Origin of the sequence: Desulfuromonas sp. (assembly GCF_002868845.1) — a bacterium.
Classification (GTDB): Bacteria; Desulfobacterota; Desulfuromonadia; order Desulfuromonadales; family BM501; genus BM501.
Genome location: NZ_PKUB01000041.1, coordinates 192,547 through 206,272, shown reverse-complemented (window position 1 = coordinate 206,272; position 13,726 = coordinate 192,547). Strand labels below are relative to the sequence as shown.

The following is a 13,726-nucleotide window of genomic DNA, read 5'->3' as shown; positions in this document are numbered from 1 at the left end:
GGAAAATCAGAGGCGCGAAGCGTGGCGTTTCCCGCTTCCCACTTCAGAATTAAACATCCAGATTCGATACGTTCAGGGCGTTGGTTTCAATGAATTCACGCCGCGGCTCGACCTGGTCTCCCATCAGCACGGTGAAGATCTGTTCCGCCTCGTAGGTGTCCTCGACCTTGACCTGAAGCAGCACCCGTTTTTCCGGGTCCATGGTGGTCTCCCAAAGCTGCTCCTGATTCATCTCGCCCAGCCCCTTGTAACGCTGGATGTACTGACCCTTCTTGGCCCGGGCGAAGAAGTAGTCGAGCAGCTCCTGGCGGTCGCTTACCACCGTTTCCTCCTGCCCTTCCTTGCTTATCAGCGCATTCTCGCTCAGGCAGATTTCCTCGACTTGCTTGTAGGACTGCAGCAGCAACTTGTACTCGTACATCGACAGGCTCTCGAGCACCTTATGGTCGATGTAGGAGCGCAGGCTGCCGTTGTTGTAGAGGATTCTCGGGGGATCATTGAACACCTGGAACTCGACGTCCGGAGCGACTTGGCGCAACTTTGCGGCCAGCGGTTCGAGATCGACCAGGTCGGCAAAACCGTTCTGCAACTTTCCATGCACGAAGACCTTGAGAACCTCGGGGTTGATTCCCTTGTGCACCATCTTGCCGAAATGCTCGTTGTACTCGAGGATGTTGCGCAAAGTCGGGATGATCTGCTTGCCTCGAAGCACCTTGCCGCTCTTCTCCATCTTCACGGTCATCCCCTCGACGCCTTCGTCGAGCAGGTATTCGCGCAGAGCGTCCTCGTCCTTCAGGTAGAGCTCCTTCTTGCCGCGCTTGACCTTGTAAAGCGGCGGCTGGGCGATATAAAGATGACCGCGTTCGACCAGTTCCGGCATCTGCCGGAAGAAGAAGGTCAACAGCAGGGTCCGGATATGCGAACCGTCGACGTCGGCGTCGGTCATGATGATGATGCGATGGTAGCGCAGCTTGCTCAGGTCGAAATCATCTTTACCGATGCTGGTGCCCATCGCCGTGATCAGGGTGCGTATTTCGTTGGAGGTGATCATCTTGTCGAAACGCGCCTTCTCGACATTGAGGATCTTCCCCTTGAGGGGCAGAATCGCCTGATAGCGCCGTTCGCGTCCTTGTTTGGCGCTGCCGCCGGCCGAGTCGCCCTCGACCAGGTAGAGTTCGCACAACGCCGGGTCCTTCTCCTGGCAATCGGCCAGCTTGCCAGGCAGGGCCAGCCCATCGAGGGCGCCTTTGCGGCGGGTCAGATCGCGGGCCTTGCGAGCGGCCTCGCGGGCCCGGGCGGCGTCGATCCCCTTCTCCAGGATCTTGCGTGCCACAGCCGGGTTTTCCTCGAGGTATTCCGCCAGTTTCTCGTTCATCAGGGTCTCGACATATCCCTTGATCTCGGAATTGCCGAGTTTGGTCTTGGTCTGGCCCTCGAACTGCGGATCGGGAACCTTGACCGAGATGACCGCCGCCATTCCCTCGCGCAGGTCGTCGCCGGAGATCGATGTCTTGACGTTCTTCAGCAGGTTGTTGGCCGTGGCATAGGAGTTCATGGTGCGCGTCAGCGCCGACTTGAAACCGACCAGGTGGGTGCCGCCCTCGTGAGTATTGATGTTGTTGGCGAAGGCGAATATTTTCTCGTCGTAGGCATCGTTGTACTGGATGGCTATTTCGATATCGACGCCTTCTTTGGAGCCGCTGAAGAAGATCGGCTTGGGATGCAGAGAGTTCTTGGCCCGGTTGATGTATTCGACGAACGAGACAATGCCTCCCTCGTAATGGAACTCATGGCTCTTGTCGGTCCGCTCATCGACAATGTTTATTTTGACCCCGGCATTGAGAAAAGCCAGTTCGCGGATCCGCTGTGACAAGGTTTCGAAGGAAAATTCGGTTGTTTCGAAAATATCAGGATCGGGCCAGAACAGGATGCGGGTGCCGCGCCGTTTAGTCGTGCCGTCCTGTACCAGCTCGCCGGTCGGTACGCCGCGTTCGTAATTCTGCCGGTAAATCTTGCCGTCCCGGCGGATCTCCATTTCCAGTCGACTCGACAGGGCGTTGACCACCGAGATGCCGACGCCGTGCAGGCCGCCGGAGACCTTGTAGCTGTCGCTGTCGAATTTTCCGCCGGCATGCAGTACGGTCATGACAACTTCTGCGGCCGGCTTCTTCTGGGTCGGGTGCATATCGACGGGTATGCCGCGGCCGTTGTCGACCACGGTGACCGAATTGTCGACATGGATGATGACCTTGACCTCGTCGCAATGGCCGGCAAGCGCTTCGTCGATGGAGTTGTCGACCACCTCGTAGACCAGGTGATGCAGGCCCTGCACCGCAGTGGAGCCGATGTACATGGCCGGACGCTTGCGGACAGCGGAGAGCCCTTCGAGAACCTTGATGCTTTCCGCGCCGTATTCGCTGACATTCTTCTGGGTCATAGAAACCTCGTTCGTGTCATTCTGTCTCAAGGGAGCCGCCCACCACCCGGAAAAACCGGGCATGATCGAGTCCCTCGTTCAACAAAGGCTGGATATCGGTGGTAGTGACGAACACCTGTCCCCGGCGGCCGAGCAGGAATCGAAAGAAAAATCCCTGACGCTGCCGGTCGAGTTCGCCGGTCATGTCGTCCAGCAGCAAGACCGGAGCTTCACCAAGTTTGGCCTCCAGGTCCATGATCTGGGCGGTTTTAAAAGCCAGCATGAAAGATCTCTGCTGCCCCTGGGAACCGTACAGCCGCAAGGACAAGCCATTTACCATAAAATCGAAATCGTCCCGGTGAGGACCGCTCAGGGTCTGACGCAGCTGACGCTCCCGTTCCGAATCCCGCTCCAGTCTGCGCTTTAACGTTTCACAAAGCGCCTGCTCGTCGTCGTTTCCGGCGGGATAGAGCAGGTTGGCTCTTTCCTTGTTGCCGGTCAGATTGAGATAGGCTTCCTCCAGCAAAGGTCTCAATCCGGCCAGGTAAAGGTAGCGGTCCTGCCGGATGCGGGCCCCGGTCCGTACAAGTTCCTCGGTCCAGGAATCGAGCTCTGCCTGGGAACACCCGTTTTTGAGAAGCCGGTTGCGCTGCTTCAGGCAGCGGCTGTAATCCTGAGCCCTTTCAAGAAAGGACGGATCGATCTGAAAAACAGCCCGATCGACCAGGGACCTGCGACCTCCAGGATACCCCTTGACGAGATTAACCTCCTCCGGGGAAAAAAGCACCGTTTTAAGGACCCCGAGAAAATCTTTCGCTGTGCGAACCGTTTTGCGGTCGACCCGGGTGGTCTTGCCCCGTCCGTCGATAGTGAGATCGATGGAGCGTTGTACCCCGCGAAAGCTGAGTTCCGCCCCGACCGTGGCCCGCTCGGATCCGTGGCGAACTATCGCCTCGTTGGGCCCTTGCCGAAAACTTTTAAGATTTCCAAGAAGGTGGATTCCCTCCAGAAGATTGGTTTTTCCCTGGGCATTGTCTCCCCAGAGCACATTCAATCCCGGGTCAGGCTCGATAGTGGCCTGACCGATGTTTCGAAAGTCCCGCCAGGCCACTCTGCTTAGCAGCATGGCACAACCCTCTCATGGAAAAAGCCTCTTTTAAAGGCCTTTTTCGCTGGTGTTTGGATAAGGGTCTACAATCGCATCGGCATGACCACAGCCAGAAAATCGTCTCCTTCCGAGGGAGTTACCAGGCCGGGCGACAAATTGTCCTTGACGTTCAACTTGATTTTGTCTTCTTCGAGGGACTGCAAAATATCGATCAGGTAACGAGCGTTAAAACCGATAGAGAGTTCCTGCCCCGAATAATCGATTTCAAGGTCTTCCCGGGAATCACCGAATTCCGGATTGGAGGAGGAAATTTCAAGGAGTCCCGCCTTGAAGGCGACCTTGACACCCCGTGATTTATCGCTGGTGAGAATCGACATGCGGCGCAGAGCGTGAAGAAAAGGGTCCCGGGGAATGAGCAGAGAAATGTCGTTATTCTGGGGAATGACCCGGTTGAAGTCGGGAAACTCTCCGTCAACAAGGCGCATGACAACGATCGTCTGGTCCTTCTTGACGATAGCGTTGTTTTCCATGAAACCGATCTGTACGTCGCTGTCCCCCTCCTCGGCTATTTTTTTCAGCTCGAGAATGCCCTTGCGGGGAAAGATGACGCCCTTCTGGAGTTCCGGAATGGCAATGGCCTCCATTTTTTTCCGAATCAGGGCCAGGCGGTGGCCGTCGGTGGCCACCAGGGAAAGAACCCGGTTTTCCTCTTCATCCTGAAGACGAAAATAGATGCCGTTGAGGTTGTATTTTTTTTCGTCTGTCGACATGGAGAAAGCGGTCTTGTCGATTATTTCTTTCAGAAGAGGGCTTTCCATCCGGATGAAAAGCTCTTTTTCCGGTTGAGGAAAATAGGGGAATTCGTCGGCAGAAAGCCCGACGATGTTGAAAAGGGCTTTGCCGCAACGGATTTCGATCCAGCAGTTCTCCTTGGCGGTAAAGGATATTTCCTTCTCGGGAAGTTCTTTGATGATCTCGTAGATCTTTTTCGCCGAAACGGTCACTTTTCCCGGAGTGGTGACCGTAGCCGGAAAAGAGGCACGCATGCCGACTTCCAGGTCTGTAGCGGTCAGGTAAATTTCTCCCTCGCCGGCTTCGATAAGGACGTTGGAGAGGATGGGGATGGTATTGCGTTTTTCGACGATTCCCTGAACGCGGCCCAGCCCCTTGAGAAAAACCTCTTTTTCGATTTTAAATTGCATGGAGGCCTCCTTTACACAGGGATCTATTATTTAATAAAGATTGTTTTTAAAGATAGTCGATAGTAGTAAATGGCTGTGAATTTGTGAATACCCTTCTCTCAGGCCCATGTTTAGGGGGCTTGGGCCTGTGGAGAATATTGTGTGCCCAGCAGGGGCGAAAACGGTCATTTTGTGGATAACCCCTTTTGGCCATTCTGTCCCCAATCCTGTCCCCCTGCCAACCCACAGGGCGAAGGCTTTTTATTGGGACATGGAATTTTTAAGGGTATTAATGGTCGAGCGAAGTTGAAAATCCTCTTTCATGTTGTTTTCTATTTTTTTTATGGCGTGAATGATCGTGGAATGGTCCTTGCCACCGAAGCGGTTGCCGATCTCCGGGTAGGAGCATGAAGTCAGCTGCCGTGAAATGTACATCGCGATCTGGCGGGGAAGAACCAGGGCTTTGAGCCTCTTCGAGGAGCGCAGATCAGATACCTTGATATTGAAGTGCGAGGCGACAGTTTTCTGGATGTCATCTATTGAAATTTCCCGGTTTTTTTCTACCAGGATATCCTTGAGCACGTTTTTGGCCATCTCTAAAGAGACAGGAGTCGAGGTCAGGCTCGCGTAAGCACCGATACGGATAAGGTAGCCTTCCAGTTCGCGAACGTTGCTGCTGACTGAATTGGCGAGGAACAGGGTCACTTCCTCGGGAAGATGAATGCTGTTCTGCTCAGCCTTCATTTTGAGGATGGCCTGTTTCGTCTCGACGTCGGGGGCCTGGATGTCGGCAATCAAGCCCCATTCGAAACGTGATCGAAGCCGCTCTTCGAGACCGGGCATTTCCTTGGGAAACTTGTCCGAAGTCACGACGATCTGCTTGTGGGATTCGTAAAGAGCGTTGAAGGTGTGAAAAAACTCCTCCTGGGTGCGTTCCTTGCCGGCGATGAATTGGACATCGTCGATAAGCAGAACGTCCATGGACCGGAACTTGTTTCGGAACTCGTCCATCTTGGCGTAGCGCAAGGAGTTGATCAGTTCATTCATGAACTTCTCGGAGGTGTAGTAACAGACCCTCATGCGTGGGTTTTTCTTGAGAATGGCATTGCCTACGGCGTTGATGAGGTGGGTCTTGCCGAGACCGACCCCTCCGTATATGAAAAGGGGATTGTATGTGGTGGCCGGGTTATTGGCCACCGCCATGGCTGCGGCGAAGGCAAACTGATTGGACGATCCGGATACCAAGGACTCGAATGTATATTTTTCGTTGAGATTGTAGGCCCCGTTCCACGTTTGGGTCAGAATTTCTTTGTTTTCGTTGAGGGAGGGGCGGGCAGGTGACTTTTCTTCATCGCCATCGGAGGTCGCTGCCTGGGAATGGGGGGTGATGTCAATCTGGATGCGGTAAGAGACGGCCCCGGTCTGGGAAAGGGTTTCCCGGATGACGAGGCTGTAGTTTTCCCTGATCCAGTCCAGGACAAAACGGTTGGGTACCTCCAGCCGGACCAGATCCTTTTCAACGCCGACGAAACGGATCGGCTTGATCCAGGTGGTAAAGTTCTGGGGACTCATGGTCTGTTCCAGGTGAACCAATGTTTCGCGCCAGAGTCTGTTCATGGACCGTCTAGTGGGGTCGCCCAAGGGGGCTGTAAAAGGGGTGAAAAAAGAAAATATCCACAGTTTTATCAACAACTGTGAATAGCAAAAAAATACCAAGTTTCCGGGGGGTTGAGTAGACCATCATGAAATGACGGCGGTAACCTCACCGTAAGCTACCAAAGGCGTCGTGTATTTGCAACACATTTATTTGTCGGCAATCTCCCTCGAGCCGGTTTGGCCGGCAAGGTTTTGTCTTGACATAAGGCTGTAAATGTGATTAATTGTTCTTTTCGCCAGAAATCGTTTAGCAATATACCATAGGGAGTAGCAAGAAGATGAAAAGAACTTATCAGCCCAGTAGAATCAAAAGGAAAAGGACTCACGGTTTTCGGAAGCGGATGCAGAGCAAAACCGGGCAGGCCGTCATCAGACGGCGCCGGTCCAGGGGGCGCAAAAACCTGGTCGTCACCATTCCCACCAAGTAAATCGATATTCCGGTGTTGTCGAGGGTGGGGCAGACCTTTTCTTCCCGACTTCGATTGCTTCGTCGGCGCGAGTTCCTTCGGGTTTGGAGCAAAGGGAAAAAGCATCATACCCGTCATTTCATCATCGTGATGCAGGAGAGGGAAAGCGGTCCCACCAGGCTTGGCGTGACGGTCAGCAAAAAAGTTGGTGGGGCCGTAGTGCGTAATAGGGTCAAGAGGCTTCTCCGGGAATATTTCCGGATTCACTACGATCACCTTCCGCCGTCCTTGGACCTCTCCATCATCGCCAAAAGGGGCGCCTCTAGGGTTGAATATAAAGCGGTGTGCGAAGAGCTGAGGGTCCTTATAGACCGAACGGCAACCAAGACGCCATGCTCAAAAGATTTATCCTAGGCCTCATTCATTTCTACCAGCGCTTCCTCTCCCCTCTGACGCTGCCGAACTGCCGTTTTTATCCATCCTGTTCCTCTTACGCTTTGCAGGCTATTGGCAAGTACGGAGTTACTAAAGGGTCATGGCTTACCCTGCGGCGGCTCGGTCGCTGCCATCCCTTTCATCCGGGGGGGTATGATCCTGTCAAGTGACCTTGCTATCCCGCCGTCCGGAGTCCTTTCCCATGGAAAATAAGAATACAATCATCGCCCTTGTTCTCATGCTGGCCGTATGGGTCGGCTTTTCCGTTCTCTTTCCTGCAGAAAAGCCCCAGGCACCACTTGCCCCAGCCCAGGAGCAGCGCGCCGCCGTTGAAACGGAGGCGGTTGCGGCACCGGTCAATCCCGTCGCCTCTCCGGTCGGCTTTGAAGACGCCGGAGCAGTCCACCCGGAGCGGGAACTGGTCGTGGAGACCGATCACTACCTGGCCATCTTCACCAGTAGCGGCGCTCGCCTGAAGAGCCTTGCCCTGGTCGGTTTTCGTGCCAGCGCTGATACCGACTCACCCCCTATCAGCCTGATCGACGCACCCTCCCTCGACAGCGCTACCCTGCGCACCGCGGGGACCGAGGGATTTTCTCTCTCTTCAGAGGCCAATTATGCCTTGTCCTCGGCTGAGACCCAGATTCGTCTTTCCGGGCAGGACAGCCGTCAGGTTGTCTTTTCCACTGTCACACCGGGCGGTTTGAAGGCGGAGAAGATCTACACCTTTTACGGTGATCGTTTCCAGATTGACCTGCAGGTGCGGATGACCAACGGCACCGGGCAGATCCTGAGCGGAGGGGTGGCTCTTTCCATGGTGCAGCCTTGGGAGGAATCCCTCAAGGGTTCCCACTACGACTTCGTCGGCCCCGCGACCCTGGTCGGCGAGGAGATCCACACCGACGATGTCGAGGATCTCGAGGAGGACGGGGCCGTCTCCTACGGAAAAGATCTGGTCTGGACCGGTTTTGAAACCAAGTATTTCATGAGCGCGGCCGTTCCACTGGGCGATGGGGCCCAGGGAGTGCGCATCCAGAAAACAGCCGATGCCGTCGAAAATATTTTGGAAACTCCCCGGCGCACCCTGCAGGCGGGAGAGGTCGGGTCCTTCGAGTACCTGATCTACTTCGGGCCCCGGGACGTGGCAATCCTCAAAGAGGTGGGTCACCAATTGGCTCTGGCCATAGATTTCGGTTTCTTCGGAGTCATCGCACGGCCCCTGCATACCGTCCTCAAATTCTTCTATTCCTTTTTCGGCAACTACGGGGTTTCCATTATCCTGCTGACCGTGATCATCAAGATGCTCTTCTGGCCCCTGACCCAGAAGAGCTACACCTCGATGAAGGAAATGCAGAAACTGCAGCCCCAGATGCAGAAGATCAGGGAAAAATTCAAGAATGACCGGGATAGGCTCAACCGTGAGATCATGGGTCTATACAAAGAACACCGGGTCAACCCTCTCGGCGGGTGTCTTCCCATGCTGATTCAGATCCCCGTCTTTTTTGCCCTCTACAAGGTTTTGCTGGGGACGATAGAACTGCGCCACGCTCCTTTTGCACTCTGGATCACTGACCTCTCGGTCAAGGACCCCTACTACATCACTCCCATCATCATGGGGGCGACCATGTTCATCCAGCAGAAGATGACACCCAGCAGCATGGACCCCACCCAGGCCAAGATGTTCATGCTCATGCCGGTCGTCTTTACTTTTCTGTTTCTCAATTTTCCCGCAGGTTTGGTTCTTTACTGGCTGGTCAACAACCTGCTCACTATCGCCCAGCAGGTGATGATTCACCGCAAGGCCTGAGAGCGTTTATTGCCGTGCCATGAGACGGGTTAAGGACCTTCTGGAAATCGAAACGAGCGCTCCCTGTCTCGACTCAGCGGTCGAGATGGGGCTCGAGAAGTTTGGGTGCAGTCGGGCCGAGGTCGTTGTCGACGTACTGCAGGCTCCCTCCCGGGGGGTTTTCGGCCTCTTCGGGGTGCGTCCGGCCAGGGCTCGAATTCGCCTTGTCGACGCGTCCTGTATCGCCCGGAGGGTGACCGAACATCTTCTTCTGCTGGCCGGCCTACAGGCCAGTGTCCATGTGGAGGGGGTGGGGGAGGGGATCGAACTGCTCATTTCCGGCGAGGATACCCGCCTGGTCATCGGGCGGCATGGACAGACCCTCGATGCCCTCCAGTCCCTCGTATCGACCCTGACGGATCGGGTCGTTCCCGAGCGCACCAGAATCACCCTCGATGCCGAAGGATACCGGAAGCGGCGGGCGGTTTCCATTGCTCGCCTCGTTCGGCGCCTGGTCGGGCAGGTCCGGCGGTCCGGGCGCCCGGCCACCCTTCGTCCCATGCCCGCGGGGGAGCGGGAGATCGTACATCGGCTGGTCAGGGAAGAGCCCGGGATCGAGGTCCGCTCCATTGGGCCCGGTCCCGAGCGCAAAATGATTCTCGCCCGGCGGAAGGATTAAGGCGATGGATCGCGAACACACCATTGTCGCTCCCGCAACCCCGACTGGGGAAGGCGGGGTGGGGATTGTCCGCCTGTCCGGGGAGGCCGCCGAAGGCCTGCTGAAAAAGATTTTCCGCCCGACGGCAGATATCGGATCCCTGGAGTCGCACCGTCTTTACCATGGTTTTGTTCAGGAGTCCGAAGGCTCGGTCGTCGATGAGGTGATGGCCGTACTGATGCGCAAACCCCGCTCCTACACCCGGGAAGACGTGGCGGAAATCCATTGCCACGGCGGGCCCGTGGTCATGAGGCGGATTCTCGACCTGCTGGTCGAGGGCGGGGCCCGGATCGCCCGCCCCGGGGAGTTCACCCTGAGGGCCTTCCTCAACGGGCGGATCGACCTCGCCCAGGCCGAGGCGGTGGTCGAATTGATACGAGCCCGTTCCGAGGCGGCCTCCCATGTTGCTCTTGGGCAAATGGAGGGCCGCCTTTCGCGTGCCATTCATGGCTTCCGGGAGCGGACCGCCGATTTTCTCGCCGAAGTCGAGGCCCATATCGACTTTCCCGAAGAAGACATTCAGCCGGCCGGGTTCGATCGTCTGGAGAAGGGGGCCCGGCACCTTCAGGATGAGATGGATCGACTCCTGGCGACTTTTGAGTCCGGCAGGGTCTTGCGGGAGGGGTTGGCGGTCCTCATTCTCGGCCGCCCCAATGTCGGCAAGAGTTCTCTGATGAACGTTCTTCTCGGGGAGGCCCGGGCCATCGTTACGGACATCCCCGGAACCACGAGGGACACCCTCGAGGAAAGTCTTGTTCTGCACGGCCTCCCCCTTCGGCTGGTCGACACCGCCGGGGTCCGCAGCACCACCGACCCCGTCGAAGCCGAGGGGGTCAGGCGGGCCCGGGACAAGGTGGCGAGTGCAGACCTGGTTCTCCTCGTTGTCGACGGCAGTCGGCAGGTCGGGGACGAAGACCGTCTTGCGCTCCAGGCCTGCCGAGATGCCCAGGTTCTTCTCGTGGTCAACAAGGGGGACCTTCCCCAGGTCCCGCTCCCGGAGGCATTTTTGGATCTCCCTCGGGTGACCGTTTCGGTCCGTTCGGGTGAGGGGATCGCAAAACTCGAAGAGACCGTGGCCGGACGATTCGGGGGCGATGGCGGCACCGAGGGGCGCGAGACGACCCTTCTGAGCGATCGCCGGCACCGGGAGGCGCTTCTCCGGGCAAGCCAGTGCCTCGGTGTTTTTAGGGCGGGGCTGACGGGGAACTCTTCCCCCGAGTTTCTTGCCCTCGATTTACACGAGACCCTGGACGCTCTCGGTGAAATCACCGGCGAGACCGCACCCGACGAAATCCTGGAGCGGATCTTTACCCGGTTCTGTATTGGCAAGTAGGGCGATGTTTCACGTGGAACAGTTCCTCGTTTCTGTTTGGCGGGGGCGGGGCGCAGTGGTGGTCTTCGATTTGGGCGGATCGGAAAATGTCAACCTACGGTAAATCTTATTGTGTCATTGTGGTTGGAGCCGGCCATGCGGGGTGCGAGGCTGCCCTGGCTGCGGCCCGCATGGGGTGTCGGACTCTGCTGCTCAACCTTAGTCTCGACGCGGTCGCCCAGATGTCGTGCAATCCGGCCATCGGCGGCCTGGCCAAGGGACATTTGGTCAGGGAGATCGATGCGCTCGGCGGCGAGATGGCCCACAATATCGACGCAACGGGGATTCAGTTTCGCACCTTGAACACCAAGAAGGGTCCGGCCGTGCGCGCTTCCCGGGCGCAGGCCGACCGCCGCCTCTACGGAGCCCGCATGAAGGGGGTGGTTGAGGCTCAGGGCGGGCTCGATCTCAAGCAGGGGGTGGTGGCCAGGCTTCTGGTCGACGGCAGCCGGGTGTGCGGGGTGGAGACCCGTGAGGGGATCGTCTTCCGCGGTCGGACCGTCGTGTTGACCACGGGGACTTTTCTGCGCGGGCTCATTCATGTTGGGCTTTCTAGTTATTCCGGGGGAAGGGCGGGGGAGCCGTCTTCCGAAGGGCTTTCGGAGCAGTTGGCATCCCTCGGGTTGCGGGTGGGCCGTCTCAAGACGGGAACCCCGGCGCGCCTCGATAGCCACTCTATCGACTTCTCGGTGCTGGAGCCCCAGTACGGGGACGATCCTCCCAGGCCCTTCTCTTTTCTCGCGGGGCCCCTGGACCGGAAGCAGGTTCCCTGCCATATCACCTATACCAATCCCCGCACCCACGAAATCATTCTTGGCGGTCTCGACCGCTCGCCCCTTTACAGTGGGGTCATCGAGGGGGTGGGTCCCCGCTACTGCCCCTCCATCGAGGACAAGGTTGTCCGCTTCCCGGAGAAGGAGCAGCACCAGATCTTTCTCGAGCCGGAGGGGCTGGAAACCGCCGAGGTTTATCCCAACGGGGTCTCCACCTCCCTGCCCCCGGATGTCCAGTTGGCCTTCCTGCGGACCATTCCCGGCCTCGAACGGGTGGAGATCATGCGGCCGGGCTACGCCATCGAGTACGATTACGTCGACCCGGTGCAGCTTTGCCCGACCCTGGAGACCAAGGCTATCGCCGGACTTTACCACGCCGGTCAGATCAACGGGACCTCCGGTTATGAAGAGGCGGCGGCCCAGGGCTTGGTGGCGGGGGTCAACGCCGCCTGCCGGGTTCGCGACATGGAGCCCCTGGTGGTCGGGCGGGACGAGGGGTATGTCGGGGTCCTTATCGACGACCTGGTGAACCTCGGGACGTCGGAGCCCTACCGGATGTTCACGTCCCGCGCCGAATATCGCCTTCTGTTGAGGGAGGACAATGCCGACCAGCGCCTTACCGGGTTGGGCCGGAGGGTCGGACTGGTCAATGATGAGCGTTGGGAGCGTTTCGCCGCGAAGATGGACGGGGTGGAGAGGGGCAGGGGGCGGCTCGGATCGGCCCGGGTGGCTCCCTCGGCCGTCGATACGCTGGAGCGCCTCGGCATCAGCGACCTCAAAAACGGGGCCTCCCTGGAGGAGTTGCTGCGACGGCCCGAAATCGGAGTCGACGACCTGCTCTTTCTGGACGAGGGGCTTGCGGCGCTGGGGGGCGAGGTTCTCGAGCAGTTGGAGATCTCTACGAAGTACGCTGGCTATATCCGGCGGCAGCTCGAGCAGGTGGAGCGGTTCCGCAAGACCGAGATGGTGAAGATTTCCCCCGATTTCGACTACGACACCGTCGGGGGTCTCTCCATGGAGGTTTTGGAGAAGCTCAAACAGGTGCGGCCCTTGACCCTGGGGCAGGCCTCCATGATTCCCGGGGTTACCCCTGCGGCGGTGGCTATTTTGGCTGTTCTGCTGCGCAAGGGGTGATGCCGTGCACAGGGAAGTGTTGATCGGGCAGTTGGATCGGCTGCGGATCGAGGTGCCCGGGGAGGCCCTCGATCCCATGCTCTGGCTATTGGACGAATTGCTGCGCTGGAACCGGCGCATTAATCTCACCGCCATCACCGACCCCCTCGATGCCCTTGAAAAACACTTGGTCGATTCCCTGTCCCTGGTGCCCCTGCTGGAGGGGACCGAACGCCTTCTCGACATAGGATCCGGAGGCGGTTTTCCGAGCCTCCCCGTAAAGCTCGCCCTGCGGGGGTTGAAAGTGGTTTCGGTGGATGCTGTGGGCAAGAAGGTCTCCTTCCAGCGTCATGTGGTGCGCAGTCTCGGCCTCTCCGGATTCGAGCCCCTGCATGCCAGGGTCGAAGGGTTGGCCGGGCAGGCGGGGCGGGCGGCCGGTTTCGACCTGGTGGTCTCCAGGGCCTTTGCGTCCCTGGGGGATTTTGCCCGACTGGCCAGGCCCTTTTTGGCCTCCGGGGGGCGGATCGTGGCCATGAAGGGGAGCGAAGGTGAGAGGGAGTTGGGAGAAGATCTTTTCCGCCTGGAGGCTTTGGGGCTGCGGTGCTCGTCCCTGGAGCGGTTCCGGTTGCCCGCCTCGGGTGCGGAGCGCACCCTGGTGGTGATGGAGGAGTCGATCTCCCGTCCCTAGACCCAAGATGTGGGGTGGGGGTGGGCTGTATCCCCAATATGTGCTATTTGACTGAAAAGGCTCGGGTTTTGCG

General features: G+C 58.0%; 12 protein-coding genes. 8 read left to right on the top strand and 4 right to left on the bottom strand.

The window, feature by feature from the left end; genetic code table 11:
• Positions 1-49: 49 nt before the first annotated feature.
• The 4 genes from gyrB to dnaA form a co-directional block, all read right to left on the bottom strand.
• Positions 50-2,437: a DNA topoisomerase (ATP-hydrolyzing) subunit B gene (gene gyrB, locus C0617_RS12675; RefSeq protein ID WP_291317400.1), complete on the bottom strand. Its 2,388-nt coding sequence runs from the start codon at positions 2,435-2,437 to the stop codon at positions 50-52.
• Between the two features lie 16 nt (positions 2,438-2,453).
• Positions 2,454-3,542, bottom strand: a complete 1,089-nt coding sequence (locus C0617_RS12670) for a DNA replication/repair protein RecF (protein ID WP_291317399.1) — start codon at positions 3,540-3,542, stop codon at positions 2,454-2,456.
• A 65-nt stretch (positions 3,543-3,607) separates the two neighbouring features.
• Positions 3,608-4,726: a DNA polymerase III subunit beta gene (dnaN, locus tag C0617_RS12665; protein ID WP_291317398.1), complete on the bottom strand. Its 1,119-nt coding sequence runs from the start codon at positions 4,724-4,726 to the stop codon at positions 3,608-3,610.
• A 240-nt stretch (positions 4,727-4,966) separates the two neighbouring features.
• The gene (dnaA, locus tag C0617_RS12660; RefSeq protein WP_291317397.1) at positions 4,967-6,322 is read right to left on the bottom strand and encodes a chromosomal replication initiator protein DnaA; all 1,356 of its coding nucleotides are present in this window, start codon (positions 6,320-6,322) and stop codon (positions 4,967-4,969) included.
• Positions 6,323-6,639: 317 nt separating this feature from the next.
• Between dnaA and rpmH the strand changes: the two genes are divergently transcribed.
• From rpmH to rsmG, 8 genes are all read left to right on the top strand, one after another.
• Complete coding sequence (gene rpmH / locus C0617_RS12655) at positions 6,640-6,789, top strand: 50S ribosomal protein L34 (RefSeq protein ID WP_291317396.1); 150 nt, start codon at positions 6,640-6,642, stop codon at positions 6,787-6,789.
• 12 nt (positions 6,790-6,801) lie between these two features.
• Positions 6,802-7,182, top strand: a complete 381-nt coding sequence (gene rnpA / locus C0617_RS17170; RefSeq protein WP_365889299.1) for a ribonuclease P protein component — start codon at positions 6,802-6,804, stop codon at positions 7,180-7,182.
• Complete coding sequence (gene yidD, locus C0617_RS12650) at positions 7,161-7,373, top strand: membrane protein insertion efficiency factor YidD (protein ID WP_291317395.1); 213 nt, start codon at positions 7,161-7,163, stop codon at positions 7,371-7,373. The genes rnpA and yidD overlap by 22 nt, the downstream gene beginning before the upstream one ends.
• 32 nt (positions 7,374-7,405) lie before the next feature.
• Entirely contained in the window at positions 7,406-9,010 is a 1,605-nt protein-coding gene (gene yidC / locus C0617_RS12645) for a membrane protein insertase YidC (RefSeq protein WP_291317394.1), read from the top strand.
• Positions 9,011-9,029: 19 nt separating this feature from the next.
• Entirely contained in the window at positions 9,030-9,668 is a 639-nt protein-coding gene (gene jag, locus C0617_RS12640) for an RNA-binding cell elongation regulator Jag/EloR (RefSeq protein WP_291317393.1), read from the top strand.
• Between the two features lie 4 nt (positions 9,669-9,672).
• The gene (gene mnmE, locus C0617_RS12635) at positions 9,673-11,040 is read left to right on the top strand and encodes a tRNA uridine-5-carboxymethylaminomethyl(34) synthesis GTPase MnmE (protein ID WP_291317392.1); all 1,368 of its coding nucleotides are present in this window, start codon (positions 9,673-9,675) and stop codon (positions 11,038-11,040) included.
• 86 nt (positions 11,041-11,126) lie between these two features.
• Complete coding sequence (gene mnmG / locus C0617_RS12630; RefSeq protein ID WP_291317391.1) at positions 11,127-12,986, top strand: tRNA uridine-5-carboxymethylaminomethyl(34) synthesis enzyme MnmG; 1,860 nt, start codon at positions 11,127-11,129, stop codon at positions 12,984-12,986.
• 4 nt (positions 12,987-12,990) lie between these two features.
• Positions 12,991-13,653, top strand: coding sequence for a 16S rRNA (guanine(527)-N(7))-methyltransferase RsmG (gene rsmG / locus C0617_RS12625; protein ID WP_291317390.1), 663 nt, complete (start codon positions 12,991-12,993; stop codon positions 13,651-13,653).
• Positions 13,654-13,726 lie beyond the last annotated feature (73 nt).

What these genes read in the sequence shown, in the direction of transcription:
- dnaN (WP_291317398.1), bottom strand. Translation starts at nt 4,726, where the DNA reads ATGCAATTTAAAATCGAAAAAGAGGTTTTTCTCAAGGGGCTGGGCCGC.
- C0617_RS12670 (WP_291317399.1), bottom strand. Translation starts at nt 3,542, where the DNA reads ATGCTGCTAAGCAGAGTGGCCTGGCGGGACTTTCGAAACATCGGTCAG.
- rpmH (WP_291317396.1), top strand. Translation starts at nt 6,640, where the DNA reads ATGAAAAGAACTTATCAGCCCAGTAGAATCAAAAGGAAAAGGACTCAC.
- yidD (WP_291317395.1), top strand. Translation starts at nt 7,161, where the DNA reads ATGCTCAAAAGATTTATCCTAGGCCTCATTCATTTCTACCAGCGCTTC.
- mnmG (WP_291317391.1), top strand. Translation starts at nt 11,127, where the DNA reads ATGTCAACCTACGGTAAATCTTATTGTGTCATTGTGGTTGGAGCCGGC.
- mnmE (WP_291317392.1), top strand. Translation starts at nt 9,673, where the DNA reads ATGGATCGCGAACACACCATTGTCGCTCCCGCAACCCCGACTGGGGAA.
- gyrB (WP_291317400.1), bottom strand. Translation starts at nt 2,437, where the DNA reads ATGACCCAGAAGAATGTCAGCGAATACGGCGCGGAAAGCATCAAGGTT.
- dnaA (WP_291317397.1), bottom strand. Translation starts at nt 6,322, where the DNA reads ATGAACAGACTCTGGCGCGAAACATTGGTTCACCTGGAACAGACCATG.
- jag (WP_291317393.1), top strand. Translation starts at nt 9,030, where the DNA reads ATGAGACGGGTTAAGGACCTTCTGGAAATCGAAACGAGCGCTCCCTGT.
- yidC (WP_291317394.1), top strand. Translation starts at nt 7,406, where the DNA reads ATGGAAAATAAGAATACAATCATCGCCCTTGTTCTCATGCTGGCCGTA.